Source organism: Salimicrobium halophilum (genome assembly GCF_900100295.1).
In the GTDB taxonomy this organism is placed as follows: domain Bacteria; phylum Bacillota; class Bacilli; order Bacillales; family Halobacillaceae; genus Salimicrobium; species Salimicrobium halophilum.
This window is the reverse complement of sequence record NZ_FNEV01000006.1, coordinates 100742-122374: the sequence shown is the minus strand read 5'-3', so window position 1 is coordinate 122374 and position 21633 is coordinate 100742. Positions and strand designations below refer to the sequence as shown.

Below are 21633 nucleotides of genomic sequence, written 5' to 3'. Positions count from 1 at the left end.
GGACCAGGGATGGAAGCGGCGGAAATGAAAGGATTCACCGACATGAAGCGTGACATGTTCGTAGTGGAGAAGGGGATCGTCTCCTGTGTGAACGGGAATCTCACGGGGGTATATACGGAAGAGTTGAATGGGACGTCTCTGCTTTGTTTTCTCGAAGAAATGGGCGGAGGCGAATTTTACGACGAGTTGCGGGAAATGTTGCGGGAAGGCAGCGGTCAGAAAGAAATAGAGACATCGATCGCGGCGCCGGATGGAGATGCCGCACGCCTGACGATTTACGTGGACGTATTGTCTCCGGAGTATGCCATCGGAATTGTAGAAGATCGGACACGGAAAGTGGAGACAGAACGGGAACTGTCCCGGACCCTGAAAAATCTGGAGGATATGAAGTATGCGCTGGATCAGTCTTCGATTGTAGCGATCACCGATCGTCAGGGACGAATTACATATATTAACGATAAGTTCTGTGAAATTTCGGGGTACGAGGAAGAAGAGTTGATCGGGGGTACCCACCGCATCGTGAATTCCGGCTATCATTCCCGTGAGTTTTTCAAGGAAATGTGGAGGACCATCGGGTTCGGAGGGGTCTGGAAAGGGGAGGTGCGGAACCAGTCCAAGGATGGCACTTACTACTGGGTGGATACGACCATCGTTCCTCTCCACAATGAAGAGGGAAAGCCGGTGCAGTACCTTGCGATTCGTAACGATATTACGGATAAAAAAAGAAACGAAGAGAAAATAAGACATATGGCCTATTATGACCATCTGACCGGTCTACCCAACCGACGGATGTTCGACAAACAGCTGACGGCAGCTGTAGAAGAAGCAGGTGGGACGTCGAAGCGTTTCGGTGTCATGTTCATCGACCTCGACGGGTTCAAGTACGTCAATGATACCCTGGGCCACCTGATCGGGGACCGTCTTTTGGTCGAAGTCGGGAACAGGTTGGCGACGATGATCGGACAAGACGGGATCGTCTCCCGGATCGGCGGGGATGAGTTCGCTATTCTCATCAGTGACATTGATGCCCCGGAACAGATGAAAGAGCGGGCAGAGCAGATATTGAGAGGGTTCCGTCATTCTTTCCTCATTGATCAATACGAACTGCATGTGACCGGAAGTATCGGAGTCACGACGTATCCGGAATCCGGAAAAGACGCAGAGACGATGATGCGGCATGCCGACCTTGCAATGTACCGGGTGAAGGGGGCTCACAAGAACCATTATCATTTCTTTAACGTACAGACAGAGGAAAGTACCGGTCGACTGTTTGATATACAGAATGGTTTCCGGAAAGCGCTGGATAAGAATCAGTTCCACATGGTGTATCAACCGAGAGTGAGTCCGGATGATCTGGAGATCGAAGGATTTGAAGCATTGATCCGCTGGAACCACCCGGAACATGGCAATATTCCACCTGGAGAGTTCATTCCGCTTGCGGAAGAAACGGGGATGATCAACGCCATCGGGGAGTGGGTGCTTCGTGCCGTCAGCAAACAGCTCCAACAGTGGAAGTGGCAAGGGCTGTCTCCGTTGCCGGTGTCGGTGAATCTGTCGCCGAATCAGCTGCTTCAGTCGAATTTCGTTTCGAAGATGCTCGGTATTTTCAGGGATTACAATATTCCTCATGATTGGATTGAGCTTGAGATCACGGAAAGTATGCTGATTGAAAATGAATCTGTGGTCCAGAACCTGCTCAGTCGATTGCGGGAAGAAGGATTCCGGATCGCGCTGGATGACTTCGGGACCGGGTATTCGTCGCTCGCTTACCTCCGGAAGTTCAACGTAGACGTGCTTAAGCTGGACCGTTCGCTGATCCAGGGGATTTCTGAAGAATCGAATGATAAAGAAATCGTGGAAGCGGTGATTTCTCTCGGTAAGTCGTTCGGCATGACGGTCGTAGCGGAAGGGGTCGAGGAAGAGAGTGAGATGGACGTACTGCGGGTCATCGGTGTCGATGAAGTCCAGGGATTCTATTTCAGTCATCCCGTCTACGCCGATCAGATCAACAATATGCTGATGTCGAAATCGATGAAGGGATAGGGAAAGTCGGATATAATAGGAAGAAACAGGTAGAAGTCAAGAGATTCTCATAGGCCGGGAGGGATTGGATGAAAAGGACCGTTGTGGTGCTGCTCGTTTTTGTGGCTCTCCTCGGAGGGATGGGGGCGTTCGGTACGGCGTTCGTCGTTGTCAGCAAAGCTTTTCTCCAGGTCGTAATACCGTTCGGTCTCGTGATATGGATCAACCGCAGGGACTATTGGTTCCACCATATGTTCCGGAAAATCGATCATGTGAACCGGCATGCGCTGATCATTCTTCTCTTGTTTTTTGCCGTGAATGCGGGGGTGGATCTCCTGTGGCTTCAGGGAGCGTCGTTTCTGATTCTTTCTCTGGTCAGCCCCGTAGCGTTCGTCGTGTCCTTCTGCTTTTGGCGGATGTTTCTTGAAAAAGGGTTCCGGCGGTTCTACCGGATTCATTTCGGGAGGGCTTCTGTCTATCTGTTGATCCACATGGCGCTATGGGGACTTTATGCCATGGCCATGCGGGCGTACGGGGAGTCGGAAGGACTGTCCAACTATGCGACGTCCGTCGCGGTGCTCGGGGGAATCATGCTCGTTGTCGTATTCTTCACATGGGGAAAACACGACCACAAAGTCGACCCTCCGACGGTGGAAGGGATGGTACGGAAGTTGTGGTAGGGCACAAACATATTTCTTTCATCTCCTTTTTTCATCTGTAATAATTACATACATCGTTGAAAAAGGGAGGCAGATTTATGACGAATCAAACAACAACCAAACCTTTATTTGAAACCTTTAGTATGGATAAATTACAACTTCCGAACCGTACCGTTATGGCACCGATGACACGCGGATTCTCACCCGGGAACGTTCCGAATGAGGACGTGGCGGCGTATTACCGCAGACGTGCCGAGAATGAAGTCGGGCTGATCATTACAGAAGGTACAGGGATCAATCATCCGGCATCTGTATCCGGTGCGGGCATTCCTGTGTTTCATGGAGAGAAGGCGCTTGAAGGCTGGGCCGATGTAGTGGAACAAGTGCATGAAGCCGGCGGCAAAATAGCTCCTCAGCTATGGCACGTAGGAATGACCCGCAAGAAAGGGGATCTTCCGAATGAGGAAGCCGAGCCCGTGGGTCCTTCAGGCCTGAGCCTGGACGGAGAGAAAGTGAACGAAGCCCCGTCTACCGAAGAAGTGGAAGCGTTGGTGGAAGCTTATGCCCAGGCAGCTAAAGATGCGAAGCGCCTCGGTTTTGATGCGATTGAAATCCATGGTGCTCATGGGTACCTGATCGACCAGTTCTTCTGGGAAAATACGAATAAACGTACCGACCGTTATGGTGGGGATCTCGTTGAGCGTACGCAGTTTGCCGTGGAGATCGTTGAGGCGTGCCGCCGTGAAGTCGGGGAAGATTTCCCGATCATTTTCCGTTTCTCCCAATGGAAGATGAATGATTTCCAGGCGAAGTTGGCGACCACTCCGGATGAGTTGGAGCGCTTCCTGCAGCCGCTCATTGATGTCGGTGTCGATATCTTCCACTGCTCCACCCGCAGATACTGGGAGCCTGAGTTCGAAGGATCCGACTTGAATCTTGCCGGCTGGACGAAAAAGTTGTCCGGTAAACCGGTCATTTCCGTCGGTTCCGTCGGTCTTGATGGTGTCTTTACGGACTTCTCCGGCGCCGGTACCTCAAGTTTGGACGGTCTGGTGGAAAAGCTTGATCGTGATGAGTTCGACCTTGTAGCTATCGGCCGTTCGCTATTGATGGACCCGGCATGGGTGAAGAAGGTGCATGAAGGCAGAGTGAACGATCTGCTGGCGTTTAATAAAGAAGCATTGAAGAAATTGTATTAAAGATGGAAAAACAGGTGCCCTATGAATCAGGGCGCCTGTTTTTTTGATGTAACGATAGTATGGGAGAAGCGGTCCTGGGCAAGACTTCGTCCATCCTGCTGGGAGAAATTCTCTTTATCTTTCATATAAGCGATGGTACTTGCAAAATCGCGGTAGGCGATCCGTTTGATAATTTGATTGGATGTAAGCGGCGCTCCGTCCTCGCTTTCAAGCTTCAGTCCCATCGCTTTATATCCTATGGTCTGACCACTGCATTTCAACTGAGCATACTCCAGTCCCCATGTAGTGAAAGTGGGAATGACGATGTAACGCAAGGTTTCGTCTTTCACTTTTTTCCGGAGTACCGGTTCGAGTGCGCTGGTGACCAGGCTGGACGCGACCATATCGATGAGCACCGCCCAGGTTCGTTTCTTCGTAATCGGCTTCATGTGCAATCCTCCCTTAGTGTGATAAGTACATTAAGGTCTACGTTACGGATATGAAAAAGGTTTCATTCTTCTATATGTGAAAAACAAGCATACTCGATACAGAGGAAGGGTAAAAAATGATAAGAAAGGAGTGGAGGACCGATGCAGCAAATGAATAGAGGAATCATTACAGCACTTGCTTCCATTGGCATCGCCCAGGCAGCGAAAATATGGACGCATCACAGAAATACAGGGAAGTGGGACGTGAAACAGTTGGCTACGACCGGAGGAATGCCGAGTTCCCATTCGGCAGGAGTGGCGTCTCTTGCTTCTTACATAGCGTCCAACAAAGGTTCACGCCACACGGAGACCGCCCTTGCAGTAGTGTTCGGTGTGATCGTCATGTATGATGCTCAGGGGATTCGCCGACATACTGGAGAAATCGCGAAATTAGTTAATGATCTCGAGGATAATGTCGCTCAACTGACCGTAGACTTTCCGAGCCTTCCGTTCGTCGAGAGGGAGAACGAGTTGAAGGAGCTTCTCGGTCACCAGCCTATGGAAGTGCTGGGAGGAGCGATTTTAGGAGGAGTTCTTGGCGTGTGTTCTGCAAGAATTGAACAATAGGAGTGATCCCGGTCGTGTATGGCGACCGGGGTTTTTATTTTGCTGGCTGTTCCTGAATTTATGGGATGCTTTTGAATGATCTGGTGACGAAAAGTGTCGCATAAAATTATGTATGCGATAGTTTCCGAGCAGTCTCTGGAGAAAATATTCTATAACAAAAATTATGAGACACTTTTCCATCATTTCATGAAATTATTGAATGATTACACCGTCCGGGTCGTATTCGGGAGTTTAAGGAATTATGAGGTGCTTTTGATAAGTGTTGAGATAGATAGTGCCTCATAACATTCGGTATGCGACAGTTTTTCTCGGGCGAGCTAGAGAAAACACGTGATACAACTAGTTATGAGACACTTTTTCACACTTTCACAAAATCATTGAAGGATAAAGCCTGATTCCGTCTCTTTAAAAAATGATCCGGGAAAAGTAGATGACCAGCGTCACCGTCACGGCGGAAAAGATGGTGGAAAGCAGGACGATCTGCGCCGCGAACTCCGGGTAGTTGTCGTATTCCTGAGCGATGACGGCACTGTTGACGGCCGTCGGCATGGCGGAAGCGATGAATAACGCCTGAGCTGTCGTTCCTTCCAGACCGAACACAAAAATCATTCCAAGCGCGAGCATCGGTCCTATCACCAGACGAAGCAGCAGGCTCATATACACCGAGGAAAAATTCATCGTCCATTCGATCTTGGCGACCTGAGCCCCGAGCATCAGGAGGGCGATGGCGATCATCGCATCCGCGATATAGTTGGACGGAACCCAAAGAAACGAAGGAACGTCGACGTTGCCCGCATTCAATAAAATTCCGGCGAGCAGGGCGTACAGCACTGGCATTTTGAAATAGCCGGCGATGGCGCGCCATTTTCCGATATGTATCGATTGCAGGGCGAAAATGCCGTAGGAAAATGTCAGGATATTCTGCATCGTAAGCACGACCACCTGAATGGACATCGCGAACGGATCTCCTTTAAATACGAGATCGTTGACCGGCACCCCATAGTTGCCGGAGTTGAAGAAGATGACGCTGTTCGAGACCGTCGTCCCTTTGGCGGCGTCGAGCCCTCTTAATGCGTTCCATAGTTTGGTAAGAAGAAACAGGAGGAGCACATAAAGGCCGATGAAGCCGATAACGGTCAGGAATCGACCGGGCGCGAACTCCGTTTCGTAAAGCTTCACAAAAATGAAACCCGGCACGACGAAATAAATATTGAGTTTGGCCAGCGTATTCAAATCGAGCTGGAATTTTTTCTCGAGAACGAATCCGATCCCCATGATGATGAAGACAGGGAGCAGAATGTCGACGAGTATGGTAGCGAGTTCTGCCAACGTTATTCCTCCTTACATATAGCGGAGCAAAAGATCCATTTCTTCTTTTACTCTCTTCCAGGCCCGTGTGGAGGTATCCGTAAGCATAAAGTGTTCGGCGTCGCTCATTCGTACATACTTCACCGGGTCTCCCATATTTTCCGCCCATTCCTGGTAATCATCACTGATACCGACCGGAACGTTTATATCCAGCGCACCGTGGACAAGGATTTGCATCGTTGAAAGGGGAAGCAATTCCTTCGGCGAACCATCTCTGAACCGTTCCGGCACCTCTTCAGGGCTACCTCCGAGCAAGTCGGCTGTAGGGTTGTCCGGAGATTTGTTCAATGTATCGTCCCGGAAGCGGTGCACGTCATGCATGGTCTTCAACTCGTTCACCCCTGCTAGACTGACGGCTGCAGCAAGAGGAAGCGGGCTCCTTTTATAGAGGTAGCTCGTTTCGGGTAGATTTTTCCTTCCTGCGAGCCAGAGCGCAAGATGACCTCCTGCTGAATGACCGATGGTGACCACCCGTTTCAAGTCCAAAGGATGATCATGCTGAAGAACGAAAAGAGCGTCGGTAGCCTGTGCCGCATCCAGAAACGTACCTGGCCATCCTCCTGCATCCTGACCGACCCGGCTATATTCGATATTCCACGTCGCCCATCCGTCCGCGGTCAAATCTTCTGCGATTTCCCTCGTCTCCTCGAGTCCGTATTCCGATTTCCAGAAGCCGCCGTGGATGACGATGGCTACAGGATAAGGTCCTTCTGTGTCGGGAAGTCGAAGCTCTCCGAAGTGGTCTTTCTTTTCACCGTAATAGATTTTCTGCATATTTTTTCACCTCTTCTGAAATCTTACACCTCTTCTGTTCATCAGCAAACCCATACAGCTTCGAAATAAGTGAATTTCTCTCGGAAGAAAAGTGAGTTGACTTTCCGATCGGTTGCTATATAATAATACCCATAGGGGTATAAAAGTGAAGGTCGTAGATATAGGAATGAGGGAGTCATTCAGGGTTAAAATAGAAAGAAGTCAGGAAGTTCCGTTCATCAAAAGAAATGGAAGAGGATGTGAAACGATGTTCAACAAAAAAATGTTTCAAAATCACTGGTTGTTCAGCTACGACAAGAATTACTTGAAAAATGATTTTACGGCCGGGTTGATTGTAGCGATCATGCTTATCCCTCAGGGTATGGCTTACTCCATGCTCGCCGGATTGCCTCCGGTGATCGGGTTGTACGCTTCGACCATTCCTCTTATCATCTACGCACTTTTAGGGTCTTCCAGGCAACTGGCGGTAGGGCCGGTGGCTATGGTCTCTCTTTTGGTACTATCGGGGGTATCTACACTCGCCGAGCCAGGGTCCGGGGAATATGTTTCTCTTGTACTGCTTCTCTCGCTCATGGTCGGGGTGATTCAGCTGGCGATGGGACTGTTCAGGCTCGGGTTTGTCGTGAACTTCCTTTCTCATGCGGTCATCAGCGGATTTACGTCTGCTGCTGCTTTGATCATCGGTCTCAGTCAATTGAAGAACCTGATCGGTGTCGATCTCGCCGGTCAGAAGAACATATTCATCATACTGTCGGATGCGGTGACGAGAATATCTGAAATCAATTGGATCACATTTGCCATAGGAATCGGGAGTATCGGGCTGCTCATCTTTTTCAAAAAGAAAGTGCCGCGTATTCCGGGACCGCTCGTCGTCGTTGTTCTGAGTGCGCTTCTCGTGTACTTTTTCAATCTGGAGGAACGCGGCGTGAGTATTATCGGGAATGTTCCGGATGGACTGCCGGCGTTGAGTCTTCCTGCCTTCAGCATGGATTCCATGATGGCTCTCTTGCCGATTGCTCTCACGATTTCTTTCGTCGGTTTCATGGAGTCGATCGCGGTTGCCAAAGCCATCGCCTCCAAAGAGAAATATAAGGTGGAATCCAACCGGGAACTTACCGGTCTTGGAGCGGCTAATATCGTCGGTTCGTTCTTCTCCGCATCGCCTGTTACCGGCGGGTTTTCCCGTACGGCTGTTAACTATCAGGCAGGGGCGAAGTCCGGACTCGCTTCGATCATCACCGCTGTTCTGATCATGATCACGCTGCTATTTTTCACGGGATGGTTCTACTACTTGCCGAACGCTGTCCTTGCAGCGATCATCATGGTAGCTGTATTCGGGCTCATCGATGTGAAAGAAGCGAAGCACTTGTTCCGCATCAAACAAGCGGACGGCTGGGTACTGGTCATCACCTTCGTAGCGACACTCGTGACAGGTATCGAATCAGGGATCCTGATCGGTGCCGGGGCAGCAATTCTGCTGTTCGTATGGAATAGTGCTTATCCGCACACGGCTGTTCTCGGCTATGTAGAGAAAGAGGGAGTATACCGGAATGTGAAGCGGTATCCGGAGGCGTTGGAGCACACAGATACGCTCATCTTCCGGATGGATGCCTCGCTGTATTTTGCCAACTTCGCTTTCGTCGAAGAAAAGATAAGGAAGATTCTAGGCGAACGTCCGCAGGTGACGAAGGTAATTCTCGACTTCTCCGGCGTGAACCGGATGGATGCGGTCGCGGTGGACGAACTGGAGAAACTGATCGATGAATTCGAAGAAGCGGACGTACACATTCACCTGGCTCAGGTGAAAGGACCGGTCCGTGATCTTCTGGAACGTGCCGGGTGGGAAGGCAAATATGGAGATCGCATCAGGCATATGGAAGTCAAGGAAGCTGTAAGCTATTGATGGAAGAAGTCCGCCCTTTTGAAAAGGGTGGGCTTTTTTTGGTTTAAGGGGGTGCGATTAGGTGAAAATCTAAGAGAAAGGAGTTGATGGTATATGTGGTGGAGACACCCTTATTTCAAATACATAACGGCATTTATCCTATTTCTGATTGCCGTGTTCTTCATGCAATTACTGGATATGTTCAGTCCATTTCTGACTGTGTTCCAGACGTTATTCTATCCGATTCTGATTGCCGGATTTCTTTTCTATCTGACGAGACCGGTGGTGGAATGGATGTCGAGGAAGATGTCGATTCCGATTCTCGCATCCATCATCATCCTGTTCACCGTGCTGGGGGCGCTGATAGCGACAGCTGGACGACTTCTGGCTACCACCATCCAGGAACAGGTCGAGGATATATCCCATCTGCCGAGTAAGCTCGGAGAAACCGCGGAGAAAGCGAGGAAGGGACTCGAGGAGAACGACATGGGGATGCTGTCGACAAATTCCCTGAAGCAACAGGTGACGCAGTACGTAAGTAACCTCGGGCAGGATATCAGTGAACACTTCGCCCAGACGTTCACCACGGTGGCCGGTGCTGCTACGGTCATCATTATCGTTCCGTTCGTTCTGTTCTTTTTCCTCAAAGATGGAAGGAAACTCGTTCCCTTTCTGACGAAGCCGTTCTCCGGAAAGAAGAGGGAAGAAGCGACGTCGTTGTTCCGGAAGCTCGATGCGACGATTGCCGCTTATATCATCGGTCAGGCGACGGTCGCCTTTGTGGACGGGGTACTCATGTATATCGGTTACCTGATCATTGGACTTGATTACGCGCTTATTCTCGGTTTGTTCGTCGTCATGACGGCGATCATTCCGTTCTTCGGTCCGATCATCGGGGTCGTGCCGGCTGTGGTTGTGGCTCTGATGCAGGATCCGGTCATGGCCATCTACGTCCTGGCGATTCTCGTGATTGTACAACAGCTCGAAGGAAACCTTGTTGCTCCCGTCGTTCTCGGGCAGCGTCTTCACGTACATCCGCTCACGATCATTCTGTTACTTGTCGTAGCCGCACCGCTCGGAGGATTCATCGGAATGGTCATTGCTATTCCGTTGTATTCAGTGATCAAAGTGCTTCTTTATAATTTTTACAGGTATTTTCAGATGTACCGAGAATCCAAAGAAGACGCGACTGTTTAAGAAAAGGAGAGGGAACCATGACCTATTATCTGTCCGAACCGCTATTGCTTGAGAAGAGAGGAGCGATTGTCAAAAACCGCTTCATGAAATCCGCGATGAGCGAAGGGATGGCTTCTGAAGACCATGCCCCCACAGAGGAATTGATCCACCTTTATGAAAGGTGGGCCGAAGGAGGCGCAGGTCTTGTCGTTACGGGAAATGTGATGATTACGGGCGACGCACTCGGAGAACCCGGAAACGTCGTACTCGAAGACGCCAGCGACCTGCACTTGTTCAGGAAGTGGGCGAAAGCGGGGAAGAAGAACGGGAATGAGTTCTGGATGCAGATCAATCATCCCGGGAAGCAGGTCGTACGGGGGCTGGTGAAAGAAGGACATGCGCCTTCTGCTATCCCTTTTTCCCCGGATCTTCAACGTTTCTTTGCACCACCGCGCGCCCTGACGACAGCGGGCATCCATGAAGTGATACGACGCTTCAAGAGAACAGCCTTGCTTGCGAAAGAAGCGGGATTCACCGGGGTACAGATCCATGCAGCCCACGGCTATCTGATCAGTCAGTTCCTTTCTCCGAGGCACAATCAGCGCACGGATGAATGGGGAGGCCCGATCGAGAACCGTGCCCGTTTCCTGAGAGAGGTGTGCCGGGCCGTCCGTTCCGAGGTGGGAGAGGATTATCCGGTAGGGGTCAAGATCAACAGCGCCGATTTCATGAAGGCCGGATTCACAGAAGAAGAATCGATCTACGTCATCAAGTCTTTGGAAGAGTTCGGAATCGACCTTATTGAAATATCCGGAGGAACGTATGAAAAAGCGGTGATGACCGGGAAAGGTACGACGGAGTCGAAGCGGGAAGCCTACTTTCTTGAGTACGCCGAACGGCTGAAAAAGGAGACGACCATCCCGATTGCGGTCACCGGCGGTTTTCGTACGAAAGAAGGAATGGAACAAGCCCTTGCTGCCGGAGGGACGGATATGATCGGTCTGGCCCGTCCGCTTGCGGTCGACCCGTCCATCCCCGACAAATTGCTGAAAGGGGAACTCGAGACTCTGGATCTCCCTGCCGTGAAAACCGGCATTCCTGCCATTGATAAGGGAGGAATGATGGAGATTATGTGGTTCAGCCAACAGCTCGATCGCATCGGGAAAGGGCAGGAAGCGAAGCCGAACTTCTCACCGAAGCTGTCTCTGTTGAAATCTTTATGGGAAAACGGAACAGGTATCCTGAAGAAACGTCGGGTCTGACGTCGAAGATCGAAGGAGAGGTGTCTATGAAACATATCATTGAACCGCTCGGTGATCAGTCCTTATTTATAATAGTAGGGGAGGAGATCAGTCCGGACATTCATCACCGTGTCCAGGCGATCGTGGAAGAGATGGATGCCACCTGGATTACGGAAATGGTCCCTTCTTATACGGGGGTCGCTGTATACTATGACGCTATGCAGTTGCGTAAGACCTATCCTCATTCCTCTCCTTACGAAAGGGCTGCTGCATATGTGTCAGCCTGCATTGATTCTATCGCTGGAAGGGAGGCAAGTAGCGGCCGGACGATAGATATTCCGGTATGTTATGGAGGGGACGACTTCGGTCCTGACCTTCCCGCTGTTGCTGAACATAACGGATTGACGGAAGACGAAGTCATCGAAAAGCATACGTCCCGGGAATATCTCGTCTATATGCTCGGGTTCGCGCCGGGCTTTCCGTTCCTTGGAGGAATGGACGGGGAGATTGCGATGCCACGAAAAGAAGAGCCAAGATTGAAGATCCCTGCCGGTTCCGTAGGGATCGCCGGGTCGCAGACAGGGGTCTATCCTCTGGAAACGCCCGGGGGCTGGCAATTGATCGGAAGAACGCCCCTCTCCCTGTTCCTTCCTGAGAAGACCCCTCCTTCTTATCTGCAGCCGGGGGACAAAGTCAGGTTCTTCTCCGTTACGAGAGAAGCATATGAACAATGGGAGGAAGAGGAATGATAGAAGTGCTTGAAGCAGGATTGTTCACGACTATACAGGACTCCGGACGTGCAGGATATCAAAAGTACGGAGTGAGTGTCGGAGGAGCAGTGGACACCGTAGCACATCGACTTGCGAACATCGTCATAGGAAATGATGAGAATGATGCGACTCTGGAGATGACACTGCAGGGCGCTGCTTTTCATTTCCGGGAAGCTGCTCTCTTATCCATTACCGGTGGGGATATGCAGCCACGAATAGACGGGGTGCCGGTACCAATGTGGCGCCCGGTGTATGTACACAAAGGAAACGAGCTTCGGTTCGGGAACGCGGTGAAAGGGGCCCGTACGTATATAGCGGTAGCGGGCGGATTCCAAGCGGACGAATTCCTTGGAAGCGCTTCGACATATCTACAGGCCGGTTTTGGCGGACACGAAGGAAGAGCCTTTCAGAAAGGGGGCACCCTTGAAAGGAACCGTTCTTCAGCAATGAGTGAACGGATAGTGGATCAGCTGACAGAAAAAAGAATAAACGGACCCTTCGCTGCTTCCGACTGGTGGGTTTCGGATATGGCGGTGCCAATGAATAATCAGGGAGAAGCGATCCGGGTCTTTGAAGGCCGCCACCATCACTTGTTTGAAGAGGAAAGCATCCGTTCATTTACAGAAGAAGCGTACCAGGTCGATACGAAATCCGACCGGATGGGGATCAGACTGAAGGGAGAGCCTCTGAACCTATCCGTAAAGGAAGAAATCATCTCCGAACCGGTGACGTTCGGAACGATCCAGGTCCCTCAGAATGGTCAGCCGATCGTTTTACTGGCGGATCGACAGACGACAGGAGGATATCCGAAACTGGCGCAAGTAGCGAGTGCGGATTTTTCCAAACTGGGACAAGTGAAGCCGGGTGACAAGGTGAGGTTCATGATGATCCCTCACCGGGAAGCGGAACGTCTCCTTTTGGAACAGGAGCAGTATATCCGTTGGTGCCGGAGTGCCATCAGAAGGAAAGTGGAGGAGGGTCATATATGAGTGTCATCGATCTGAACTGTGATATGGGAGAAGGATTCGGCGTATATACAAAAGGAAAAGATGAGGAAGTGTTGTCGTACGTTACTTCTGCTAATATCGCCTGCGGTTTCCACGCCGGGGATCCCATGACGATGAAAAAGACGGTACAGATGGCCGCCGAAAAAAACGTCGCTATCGGGGCTCACCCGGGGCTCCCCGATCTCGCAGGTTTCGGGAGAAGGAAAATGGACATAACGCCGGAGGATGCGTATGCCCTTACTATGTATCAGACAGGGGCTTTGGAGGCTTTTGCCGAGGCAGCAGGCACTAGCCTTCAGCACGTAAAGCCTCACGGCGCCCTATATAATATGGCGGCGACGGATGCCTCTCTTGCGAAGACGATAGCGGAAGCGGTAAGGGATGCGAAAGGAGACGTCATTCTCTACGGACTCGCCGGAAGCGAATTGATCAAAGCGGGCGAGCTGGCAGGAGTGAGGACCGTGAGTGAAGTATTCGCCGACCGTACGTATCAAGCGGACGGTACGTTAACGCCCCGTACCCAAGAGGGGGCAGTAATCAAAGATTCTGAAAAGGCTCTGCAGCAGGTGAATGATATGGTGTTTGACCAGAAAGTAAGGACGATTGATGGTGAGTATATAGGGATCAAGGCAGAATCGGTATGTATCCACGGTGATAATGAAGAAGCCATCGATTTCGCCCGTTTTATCCGCAATGCTCTGACCGATGAGGGGATCAAGGTGACTGCCCCCAGGAGCAGACGATGAAAGAAAAACGGAGGTATAGGTGAAAAAAAGCAGGATAATAGCAGGAGAAAGTGAAATTTCGCTGTTTATTCTGCGAAAAAGGTTAGAATGCATATTCGTTGTGGTACTATAGTAGTAATTCAATGAACAAAATTTGGTTCAACTAGGAAGTGGACAGCATGGAGGAACGCGAAAAGGAACGCGTGGAAGCCCTGAAACGCTATGACATTCTTGATACGTCTCCGGATACAGCTTTTGACCGGATTACGGAGCTGGTGACGGAGCTTGTGAATGTACCGGTTGCCATGATCAGTCTTGTGGATGCCGATCGTATATGGTTCAAATCGACGTACGGGGTGGAGATCGAAGAAGTGAAAAGAAGGCCGGGACTATGTGACCGTGTCATTGTTCAGGACGAGCTCTACGTCGTTGAACATGCCAGCAAAGATCCTGGATTTATAGGGCACCTGGCAGCAGAAGGCGAAGGGATCGAATTTTATGCCGGCGTTCCTCTTACAACTCATGATGGATATAGCATCGGGGTATTGAGTGCCATGGACATGAAGCCCGGCTCGCTTTCAGAGAAAGGGGCCGGAGCTCTCCGGAAACTTGCCCAGGTAGTCATGGATGAAATCGAACTTCACCTGGAAGCGAAACGTCTGGAGAAAGTGAATGAGAAGCTGGAGAAGAAGACGACCTACGATTCCATGACGGGAGTCCTTAACAGGGATGCGGTCCTCTCTGCGCTTTATAAAAAGATGGCTCTCTCGGACCGGGAAGATGAGGCGTTGTCTGTGTTGATCATTGACATCGATCATTTCAAGCAGGTGAATGATGAACACGGACATATCGTCGGAGATGAAGTGATCCGGGAAGTTGCGAAACGTCTCGATAGGTATACGAGAGAGAGTGATGACTTCGGGAGGTTGAGTGGCGAGGAATTCATGCTCTTAGCCTATCCGAGCGATAAGAAAGAAGCGGAAGAAATTGCCGACCGCCTCCGTGCCGTGATTGCCGAAGAGCCGATTTCCGTATCGAATGAAGCCGGTCGGCTGGATATAAACGTCACCATCAGCATCGGTATTTTCAGCAACGAAGCGGATCATCTGCTGAAAGCCAGATACATCATGCATAAAGCGGACGAAGCCTTGTTTGAATCCAAGCGGGAAGGTCGTAACAGAATAACGGTCTGGTCTTAAAGAGAGGAAACACTTCTCTCTTTTTTTCGTTGTCTAAAAAATGAACCGGGTCAGTAGAATGCCGGAATGAACAGAAGCTGCATGAACACATGAGTAAGCATATGAGCGAGGACGGCATAGATGAAGCCATGCTTCCAGAAAAGATAACCGAAAAATAATCCTCCTATTCCATTCAGCAGGAAACTCCGGAAGATGATCAAAGGCGTAAGTCCGTCAAAGAGCGTAATTGTTGCCGGGAGGTGCCCTGCTGCAAACAGAAGAGAAGCAAGGATGATGGCACTCCAGTAGAGAGCTGCGGGTTTCTTTTTGAAAATGATCGCTCCGATAGCGACGAGGGCGGACATGAGAAACAAGCGTAACAGCACTTCTTCAACCACACCTCCGTAAAGCACACCGGCTATGAGAGCAAGAGCCGAGAACTCCGGAGGATTGCTCTGTAAGTAGGGGATGTGGTCCGCGAAATAGAAGCGGTCGGAAGCGATGATCAGAAAAGCGACAAGCAGCCCTGCAACAATCGCTCTGATGAATCCTCTTCGGTCCAGGGAGAATTTTTCCCCGGAAGCGAGGGAGTGGAAGAAAGGCAGAGTCAATGCTGCACGGCGGGCCAATTTGACTCCGGCGAACGACAGAAGAAATGATAGAATGAATAATTGAACCGAAGATAGGAGCGTTGCCAGTGGTACAGAGATCGTCAGCATATCTCTGATCTCCGGCATCATCTGTAACTGGTACGGAACGATGATAAATCCAGCTATGAAACTGAGGAAAGCGAGGATGAGGGAAATCTTCAGATCTTTGCTCAAGCGGAAGGACCTCCTTTTTACATAATTATACCACTTATCGAGGGGAAGGAAGAGATGCAATGGAGTATATCAGAATTTTTACAGAAGCCTTTGAGTATAAAGGGACAATGCCGAGAGAACAGGCACACCAACAGGGAGAGTGGCATGAAGTGTTCCATTGCTGGTGTGTGAGCAGGCACGAGGGGCAGTGGTTCCTGTACCTGCAATTACGAAGTCCCGAGAAGAAGGACTATCCGGGACTGTACGATATTACCGCGGCCGGGCACATCGAAGCCGATGAATCCGTGAGGGACGGGGTGAGAGAGGTGAAAGAAGAACTCGGGCTTGATGTTACCTATGAAGATATGAAAAAGGTAGCTCTCCTGGATACATGGATCGGGAAAGATAAAGAATTCGCTCATGAGCATATGTATGAATGCACCCATTCTCTTACCCAATTCACGTTACAGGAAGAGGAAGTGAAGGACGTGGACCGTGTGCTGTGGCAGGACTTCAAGGCTCTTTGGAACGGGGAAACGGATGTCATTTCTGGAGAAAAAGAAATGAGCCTTACCCGGGAGGCTTTCGTACCGCACGAGAATGACTACTATAGAAGGATCATCGAAGCAGTGGAGAAAGAGTTGATCGATTAGATAAGAAAGTCCCGGTCGCATGTGGTGACCGGGGCTTTTTTGGAGTGTTATGAGGTGTTTTTACAAGTTCTGAGCGGAAATAGCACCTCATATTTTTCTATATGCCACACTTTTGACAGGGTCCCTAAACAAAAATGTGGCATTGAAAGAGTTATGAGACACTTTTTCATTTCTGGATCAAATGAATGAAGGATAACGCGCCCGCCCTTCTATTCAATTCGGAATAATGAGTACCTGACCAGGGTGAATAAGATAGGGCGAAGATATGGAATTGGCGCGAGCGAGCTCGGCGAGTGTAACGCCATGATTAAGAGCGATCCTGTACATGTTATCGCCTGGTTTGACGGTATAGCGGGACGAAGAGGCATCCGGAATCTTGAGCTGTTGACCGACACGGATCAACGCAGGGTTCAGGATGTTGTTCGCTTCCACAATGGCAGAGACGGAGACGCCGTATGTTCTCGCGATGCTGTAAAGGGTATCTCCCCGTTTGACGGTATATCCATCTCCATCTGAGCTCCCGCCTCCGGTAGTGGAAGGAATGGTGAGAACTTCTCCGATCTGTATGTTCGTAACATCCGTGATCCCGTTAGCGGAGGTAAGTGCTTCAACGGTCGTACCGTATCTTTTGGCCAAAGAATATAGCGTATCTCCGGCTTGGACGGTATGGGTCGAAGATTGTTCCAGTCCCAGGATCCGAGAGACAGTAGTGAAACTATAGCCCTGTCGTTTCAATTCGGGAATCACTCTCTCGATAGCCCCCGGGGTCCCGGAAGCTCCTGCTCCTGTATGCATAAGAATGATCGATCCTGCTTCTACGTTGTTCATAATTCTGTTGTAGACTTCTGTGGTTGATAGGCCTTTCCAATCCAGCGTATCGATGTCCCAGTGGATGGTATATGGGTAGCCTGCATCACCGACAACCTGAAGGACCTGGTCGTTGACGGCCCCGAACGGAGCACGGAATAAAGGAGAAAGGGCTTGTCCTGTCGTGGAGCGTATAGTGTCCTCTGTGCGCGATAATTCATTTTTCATCTCAGTGGCGGAGAGAGTAGTGAAATCCGGGTGGGAATAAGAATGGTTGGCGATTTCATGACCGGCATCAACAATGGATCGAATGGAAGAAGGGTGATTTTCGGCACCTCTTCCTGTCAGGAAAAAGGTGGCTGTCGTGTTCTCCCGGTCGAGTATAGAGAGGATTCTGCCTATATTCGTACCGTCGGAGCCATCGTCGAAAGTAAGGGCGACTTCTTTCGAGGATGTGGTGCCATTTGTAATGAAGGAGGATGCGGCAGCATAAGCAGTAAGAGGGAAAGCGAGCATCAGCAACACAATCAGAAAAAACAGGGGTGTTTTACGTATCATCGTTGCCACCTCACTATAGGGGATTATGTCTTTATTATACCCTGTTCTCCCGGGAAAGTCCTTATTCAGGTACCGGTAAAGATTTCCGTTTAAGCAATAATTATACAAAAATTGTCGAAATTCTGGTACAATTGCAAAATGTGAACGCATACATAATACTTGAGGACAGGAGGATCCATATGGGTACGACAGCATTGAACTGGTTATGGGAGAAGCATAATCAGGCGAAAGAGTTACTCAGTTTCTTCGTGAAACCGAATCACAGCGGCACCTCCTCCGGGAAAGGGACGGATTCTGAACGAAGTCCGAAACCGGAAAGCGGGGGAGAAGGTCCAAGTTACAATAAGGCACAGCGAATCGGTCTGTTCACCGGACCTATATTGTTTGTGCTGACACTTCTTTTCTTTCAGCCGGAAGGTATGTCCGGGGAAGCGCAGGCGGTGCTTGCAAGTACGCTTTGGATTGCGACGTGGTGGATGACGGAAGCTGTTCCGATTCCTCTGACGTCGTTGTTACCTATCATTCTATTTCCGCTTACGGGCGGATGGGAGATGGATGCCACCGCTTCCTCCTATGGAGATGACACCATCTTCCTCTTCATGGGTGGTTTCATGATCGCATTGGCGATGGAGAAGTGGAATCTTCATAAGCGGATCGCTCTCACCATTATTCTTTTGATCGGTACGAATACAGAGCGTATCATTCTCGGGTTTATGGTGGCGACAGGCTTCCTGTCCATGTGGATTTCCAATACAGCTACGGCGATGATGATGGTGCCGATCGGACTTGCCATCATTTATCAGGTGTCCGAGCAATTGAAAGATGATGAATCGGTCGATACTTCCAAAGAGAACTTCGGCTTCGGGAAAGCTTTGATGCTCGGAATCGCTTATTCCGCTTCCATCGGGGGGATCGGGACGTTGATCGGGACACCTCCTAATACGGCGTTTGCAGCGATTGCGGGAGACTTGTACGGGGTACAGATTTCTTTTGCGCGATGGATGCTGTTCGGCGTACCGGTCGCATGGAGCTTTCTTTTCCTTGCCTGGTTCTATCTGATCAAGGTGGCGTATCCTCTGAAATTGAAGACCTTGCCCGGAGGCAGGGAGGTCATCAAGAAAGAGAAAGATGACATCGGTCGTGCCGGCTTCGAGGAAAAAGTCATCCTCGTCGTCTTCGTTCTTGCAGCGCTGTCGTGGATTACTCGTTCGTTCTTACTCCAGGAATATGTAAATGAAAATATAAACGATGCAGTCATCGCTCTGACGGCTTCGGCGATTCTATTCATCGTTCCATCGAAGAATATACGGGGAGGACGTATTCTCGACTGGGATACTGCAGTGAAACTGCCTTGGGGCATTCTGCTGTTGTTCGGTGGAGGACTTGCGATTGCCGGAGGATTCAGTGCATCCGGTCTTTCGGAATGGCTCGGGAATCAGCTGACATTCCTCGAAGGAGTGAATCTCTTTGTCGTTCTTCTCGTTGTGGCGGCGATGGTCATCTTCTTGACGGAGATCACTTCCAACACAGCGACGGCGAATATGATGTATCCGATTATGGCATCGCTGGCCGTTGCGCTCGGAGTGCATCCCTACGCTATCATGATCGCAGCCGGCGTCGCTTCTTCATCGGCGTTCATGCTACCGGTGGCGACGCCTCCGAACGCTGTAGTCTTCGGTTCAGGATATTTGAGGATTCCGGATATGGCGAAAGCGGGGGCTGCCTTGAACCTTGTCGGTATTCTGATTGTAACGATAGCCGTCTACTTCTGGCTCCCTGTCGCCTGGGGTATCGATTTGACCGAAGTTCCTGAGATGTTCCAGCAGACAGAATAAATTGCTCATACCTTCATTGGAACAAAGCCCGTCGAATAGATCCGGCGGGTTTTTAAGTCTTTTTATTTAGGTAAAAAGGTTTACTTATGTACTGAAAAAGGTATACAAGAAATTGTATGCATTCAACGTGATAAAAAGTAGCTTGAGGAAGGGGATTATACATGAGTGTACATGAATACAAAGTGAAAACATCCAGCGGATTCACCGCTAATCTGGAGAAATATAAAGGGAAAGTTCTTCTGATTGTCAATACAGCGACGAAATGTGGATTCACTCCGCAACTGGAGGACCTTCAGAAAATCCAGGAACGCTATCAGGAAGAAGGATTGCAGATATTAGGCTTTCCATCCAATCAGTTCGCTGAACAGGAGCCGAGGGAAGACGGGGAGATTACGAAGTTCTGTGCGATGAATTTCGGAGTGAACTTTCCGATTTTCAAGAAGATCGATGTCCGCGACCAGGAGGCGGATCCATTGTTTACATACTTGGCCTCCCAGAAGCCGTTCCAGGGATTCAATATGGAGCACCCGACGTCCAAGCTTCTTACCTCCATCATCAATGATAGGTATCCTCATTACATGGAAGGGGATTCCATCAAATGGAACTTCACGAAGTTTCTCGTAGACCGGGAAGGCAACGTCCTGGAACGTTTCGAATCTACGACAGAGCCGTGGGACATGGATGAAGATATTCAAAAAGCACTGGCTTAATGACGAGCCCCCGAGTATGGAAGTCTACTCGGGGGCTTTTTTTTGAGAAGAAGTGACGGTGCTGACGATTGCTATATAAAGGAGAGGAAGCACCGCCAAGAACGACATGAGTCCTTGCCATCCCCATCTCTCATACAGCGGTTCGAGCATCGAACTGCCTGTTACGACTCCGATGTAATAAGACACGAGATACAGGCTTGAAGCACTTCCCTTATGATGGGAGACCAGTTCCCCGACCGAGGAAGCGGTAAGCGAGTGCGCTGTGAAAAAGCCCAGACAGATGAGCCCGAGCCCGAGAGAAACGATCCACAGGGAAGTCGACAGCATCATGAATATTCCGGTGCAGAGAAGGAGAATACCTGCAATGCGGACTCTTGGAAGCTCAAAGTGACCTGCGAACCATCCGGCAAGGGGAGAGCCGACCACTCCCAGTCCGTAAGCGAAGTAGAACAGAGAGATACTTCCGAGAGATAGGGAGAAGGGCTCTTCCTGAAGATGGAACGGAAGAAACGTCCACACCCCGGTGAAGCTCGTCTGGAAAACGATGCCTAATCCGAAAATGAGAAGCAATGTCGGGTTTTTCAAATGATAGGAAAAGGCGCGCAGGTCATGACCGAATGAGAGGTCGCTCGGCTCGAAAAAACGGGAATTCGGAAGCAACCAAAGCATTAGTAAAAACATCGTAGTACCGATAGCACCGAGGATGTAGAAGTAGGTTTGCCAGGAAAAGAAATCCGTAACAGCGCCGGCGAGCACGCGTCCGGCCATCCCACCCAAAGCATTACTGGATATGTATAGGGCCGTGGCGACGTGTACACTTTGTCTGTCCATTTCTTCATTGAGATACGCCAGGGCGGCAGCCGGAAGACCGGCCAGAGCCATTCCCTGAATGAACCGGAACAGGAGAAGCAGAACGAACGAATCGGTCCACGGGATGATCAAAAAAGGAATAGTGGCACCGGCCACCGCTGCTTTCATGAAAACCGTCCGTCCATGGCGATCAGAGAAGAACCCGAGAATGATCAGTCCTGCAATCAACCCGATGATCGTGAAAGAAAGCGAAAGACTTGCTGCTGATATTCCTATATCATATTCTTCGACGAACACCGGGAACAGAGGTTGGACCGCGTACATACTTGCGAAAATGAAGAAAGAAGCGAGTGCGAGACTCAAGGTGACTTGCCAGAATTTCGTGTCCTTCGGTGTGTAGGGTTTTGTGTCTGTCACAGGTC

20 protein-coding genes are annotated in these 21633 nt (G+C 50.2%); 14 read left to right on the top strand and 6 right to left on the bottom strand.

Annotation, left to right across the window (positions count from 1 at the left end; translation table 11 throughout):
* Positions 1-9: 9 nt before the first annotated feature.
* From BLQ44_RS10705 to BLQ44_RS10695, 3 genes are all read left to right on the top strand, one after another.
* Complete coding sequence (locus BLQ44_RS10705; RefSeq protein ID WP_093193893.1) at positions 10-2043, top strand: putative bifunctional diguanylate cyclase/phosphodiesterase; 2034 nt, start codon at positions 10-12, stop codon at positions 2041-2043.
* Between the two features lie 68 nt (positions 2044-2111).
* On the top strand, positions 2112-2702 hold the full coding sequence (locus BLQ44_RS10700; protein WP_093193892.1) for a hypothetical protein: 591 nt from the start codon (positions 2112-2114) through the stop codon (positions 2700-2702).
* Between the two features lie 77 nt (positions 2703-2779).
* Entirely contained in the window at positions 2780-3880 is a 1101-nt protein-coding gene (locus BLQ44_RS10695) for an NADH:flavin oxidoreductase (RefSeq protein WP_093193891.1), read from the top strand.
* A 26-nt stretch (positions 3881-3906) separates the two neighbouring features.
* On the opposite strand, the gene BLQ44_RS10690 is transcribed toward BLQ44_RS10695, so the two are convergent.
* Positions 3907-4308: an RDD family protein gene (locus tag BLQ44_RS10690; protein WP_093193890.1), complete on the bottom strand. Its 402-nt coding sequence runs from the start codon at positions 4306-4308 to the stop codon at positions 3907-3909.
* A 141-nt stretch (positions 4309-4449) separates the two neighbouring features.
* Between BLQ44_RS10690 and BLQ44_RS10685 the strand changes: the two genes are divergently transcribed.
* Entirely contained in the window at positions 4450-4914 is a 465-nt protein-coding gene (locus tag BLQ44_RS10685; RefSeq protein WP_093193889.1) for a divergent PAP2 family protein, read from the top strand.
* Between the two features lie 405 nt (positions 4915-5319).
* Here BLQ44_RS10685 and BLQ44_RS10680 read toward each other — a convergent pair whose 3' ends face one another.
* Together BLQ44_RS10680 and BLQ44_RS10675 are read right to left on the bottom strand one after the other, a co-directional pair.
* The gene (locus BLQ44_RS10680) at positions 5320-6243 is read right to left on the bottom strand and encodes an AEC family transporter (protein WP_093193888.1); all 924 of its coding nucleotides are present in this window, start codon (positions 6241-6243) and stop codon (positions 5320-5322) included.
* 12 nt (positions 6244-6255) lie between these two features.
* On the bottom strand, positions 6256-7056 hold the full coding sequence (locus BLQ44_RS10675; RefSeq protein WP_093193887.1) for an alpha/beta hydrolase family protein: 801 nt from the start codon (positions 7054-7056) through the stop codon (positions 6256-6258).
* A gap of 247 nt (positions 7057-7303) precedes the next feature.
* Here BLQ44_RS10675 and BLQ44_RS10670 point away from each other — a divergent pair, with 247 nt between their 5' ends.
* The 7 genes from BLQ44_RS10670 to BLQ44_RS10640 all read left to right on the top strand — a co-directional run bounded on the left by BLQ44_RS10670 (position 7304) and on the right by BLQ44_RS10640 (position 15056).
* Positions 7304-8959, top strand: coding sequence for a SulP family inorganic anion transporter (locus tag BLQ44_RS10670; protein WP_093193995.1), 1656 nt, complete (start codon positions 7304-7306; stop codon positions 8957-8959).
* Positions 8960-9052: 93 nt separating this feature from the next.
* The gene (locus BLQ44_RS10665) at positions 9053-10135 is read left to right on the top strand and encodes an AI-2E family transporter (RefSeq protein WP_093193886.1); all 1083 of its coding nucleotides are present in this window, start codon (positions 9053-9055) and stop codon (positions 10133-10135) included.
* A 17-nt stretch (positions 10136-10152) separates the two neighbouring features.
* Positions 10153-11376, top strand: coding sequence for an NADH:flavin oxidoreductase/NADH oxidase family protein (locus tag BLQ44_RS10660; protein ID WP_093193885.1), 1224 nt, complete (start codon positions 10153-10155; stop codon positions 11374-11376).
* Between the two features lie 26 nt (positions 11377-11402).
* Entirely contained in the window at positions 11403-12104 is a 702-nt protein-coding gene (gene pxpB / locus BLQ44_RS10655; RefSeq protein WP_093193884.1) for a 5-oxoprolinase subunit PxpB, read from the top strand.
* Complete coding sequence (locus tag BLQ44_RS10650) at positions 12101-13114, top strand: 5-oxoprolinase subunit C family protein (protein ID WP_093193883.1); 1014 nt, start codon at positions 12101-12103, stop codon at positions 13112-13114. Before pxpB ends, BLQ44_RS10650 begins: the two co-directional genes overlap by 4 nt.
* On the top strand, positions 13111-13878 hold the full coding sequence (locus BLQ44_RS10645; RefSeq protein WP_093193882.1) for a LamB/YcsF family protein: 768 nt from the start codon (positions 13111-13113) through the stop codon (positions 13876-13878). The genes BLQ44_RS10650 and BLQ44_RS10645 overlap by 4 nt, the downstream gene beginning before the upstream one ends.
* 158 nt (positions 13879-14036) lie before the next feature.
* Complete coding sequence (locus BLQ44_RS10640) at positions 14037-15056, top strand: sensor domain-containing diguanylate cyclase (RefSeq protein WP_093193881.1); 1020 nt, start codon at positions 14037-14039, stop codon at positions 15054-15056.
* Positions 15057-15106: 50 nt separating this feature from the next.
* On the opposite strand, the gene BLQ44_RS10635 is transcribed toward BLQ44_RS10640, so the two are convergent.
* Positions 15107-15859 carry a CPBP family intramembrane glutamic endopeptidase gene (locus tag BLQ44_RS10635; protein WP_093193880.1) on the bottom strand — a complete coding sequence of 251 codons (753 nt, stop codon included), beginning with the start codon at positions 15857-15859 and terminating at the stop codon, positions 15107-15109.
* A 59-nt stretch (positions 15860-15918) separates the two neighbouring features.
* Between BLQ44_RS10635 and BLQ44_RS10630 the strand changes: the two genes are divergently transcribed.
* Positions 15919-16491, top strand: a complete 573-nt coding sequence (locus BLQ44_RS10630) for an NUDIX hydrolase (RefSeq protein ID WP_093193879.1) — start codon at positions 15919-15921, stop codon at positions 16489-16491.
* 213 nt (positions 16492-16704) lie between these two features.
* On the opposite strand, the gene BLQ44_RS10625 is transcribed toward BLQ44_RS10630, so the two are convergent.
* Positions 16705-17856 (bottom strand): LysM peptidoglycan-binding domain-containing protein, encoded by a 1152-nt coding sequence (locus BLQ44_RS10625; RefSeq protein WP_093193878.1) that lies wholly within the window; start codon positions 17854-17856, stop codon positions 16705-16707.
* A gap of 179 nt (positions 17857-18035) precedes the next feature.
* Between BLQ44_RS10625 and BLQ44_RS10620 the strand changes: the two genes are divergently transcribed.
* Positions 18036-19691 carry an SLC13 family permease gene (locus tag BLQ44_RS10620; RefSeq protein WP_093193877.1) on the top strand — a complete coding sequence of 552 codons (1656 nt, stop codon included), beginning with the start codon at positions 18036-18038 and terminating at the stop codon, positions 19689-19691.
* 161 nt (positions 19692-19852) lie between these two features.
* The gene (locus BLQ44_RS10615) at positions 19853-20401 is read left to right on the top strand and encodes a glutathione peroxidase (protein ID WP_093193876.1); all 549 of its coding nucleotides are present in this window, start codon (positions 19853-19855) and stop codon (positions 20399-20401) included.
* A 24-nt stretch (positions 20402-20425) separates the two neighbouring features.
* Here BLQ44_RS10615 and BLQ44_RS10610 read toward each other — a convergent pair whose 3' ends face one another.
* Positions 20426-21628: an MFS transporter gene (locus tag BLQ44_RS10610; RefSeq protein ID WP_245688152.1), complete on the bottom strand. Its 1203-nt coding sequence runs from the start codon at positions 21626-21628 to the stop codon at positions 20426-20428.
* Between the last annotated feature and the right edge of the window lie 5 nt (positions 21629-21633).

Bases quoted from the DNA above. Each gene is read 5' to 3' on its own strand.
- BLQ44_RS10650 (WP_093193883.1), top strand. From the start codon at position 12,101: ATGATAGAAGTGCTTGAAGCAGGATTGTTCACGACTATACAGGACTCC.
- BLQ44_RS10625 (WP_093193878.1), bottom strand. From the start codon at position 17,856: ATGATACGTAAAACACCCCTGTTTTTTCTGATTGTGTTGCTGATGCTC.
- BLQ44_RS10685 (WP_093193889.1), top strand. From the start codon at position 4,450: ATGCAGCAAATGAATAGAGGAATCATTACAGCACTTGCTTCCATTGGC.
- BLQ44_RS10620 (WP_093193877.1), top strand. From the start codon at position 18,036: ATGGGTACGACAGCATTGAACTGGTTATGGGAGAAGCATAATCAGGCG.
- BLQ44_RS10665 (WP_093193886.1), top strand. From the start codon at position 9,053: ATGTGGTGGAGACACCCTTATTTCAAATACATAACGGCATTTATCCTA.
- BLQ44_RS10640 (WP_093193881.1), top strand. From the start codon at position 14,037: ATGGAGGAACGCGAAAAGGAACGCGTGGAAGCCCTGAAACGCTATGAC.
- BLQ44_RS10615 (WP_093193876.1), top strand. From the start codon at position 19,853: ATGAGTGTACATGAATACAAAGTGAAAACATCCAGCGGATTCACCGCT.
- BLQ44_RS10645 (WP_093193882.1), top strand. From the start codon at position 13,111: ATGAGTGTCATCGATCTGAACTGTGATATGGGAGAAGGATTCGGCGTA.
- pxpB (WP_093193884.1), top strand. From the start codon at position 11,403: ATGAAACATATCATTGAACCGCTCGGTGATCAGTCCTTATTTATAATA.
- BLQ44_RS10670 (WP_093193995.1), top strand. From the start codon at position 7,304: ATGTTCAACAAAAAAATGTTTCAAAATCACTGGTTGTTCAGCTACGAC.
- BLQ44_RS10690 (WP_093193890.1), bottom strand. From the start codon at position 4,308: ATGAAGCCGATTACGAAGAAACGAACCTGGGCGGTGCTCATCGATATG.
- BLQ44_RS10660 (WP_093193885.1), top strand. From the start codon at position 10,153: ATGACCTATTATCTGTCCGAACCGCTATTGCTTGAGAAGAGAGGAGCG.
- BLQ44_RS10630 (WP_093193879.1), top strand. From the start codon at position 15,919: ATGGAGTATATCAGAATTTTTACAGAAGCCTTTGAGTATAAAGGGACA.
- BLQ44_RS10705 (WP_093193893.1), top strand. From the start codon at position 10: ATGGAAGCGGCGGAAATGAAAGGATTCACCGACATGAAGCGTGACATG.
- BLQ44_RS10675 (WP_093193887.1), bottom strand. From the start codon at position 7,056: ATGCAGAAAATCTATTACGGTGAAAAGAAAGACCACTTCGGAGAGCTT.
- BLQ44_RS10700 (WP_093193892.1), top strand. From the start codon at position 2,112: ATGAAAAGGACCGTTGTGGTGCTGCTCGTTTTTGTGGCTCTCCTCGGA.
- BLQ44_RS10695 (WP_093193891.1), top strand. From the start codon at position 2,780: ATGACGAATCAAACAACAACCAAACCTTTATTTGAAACCTTTAGTATG.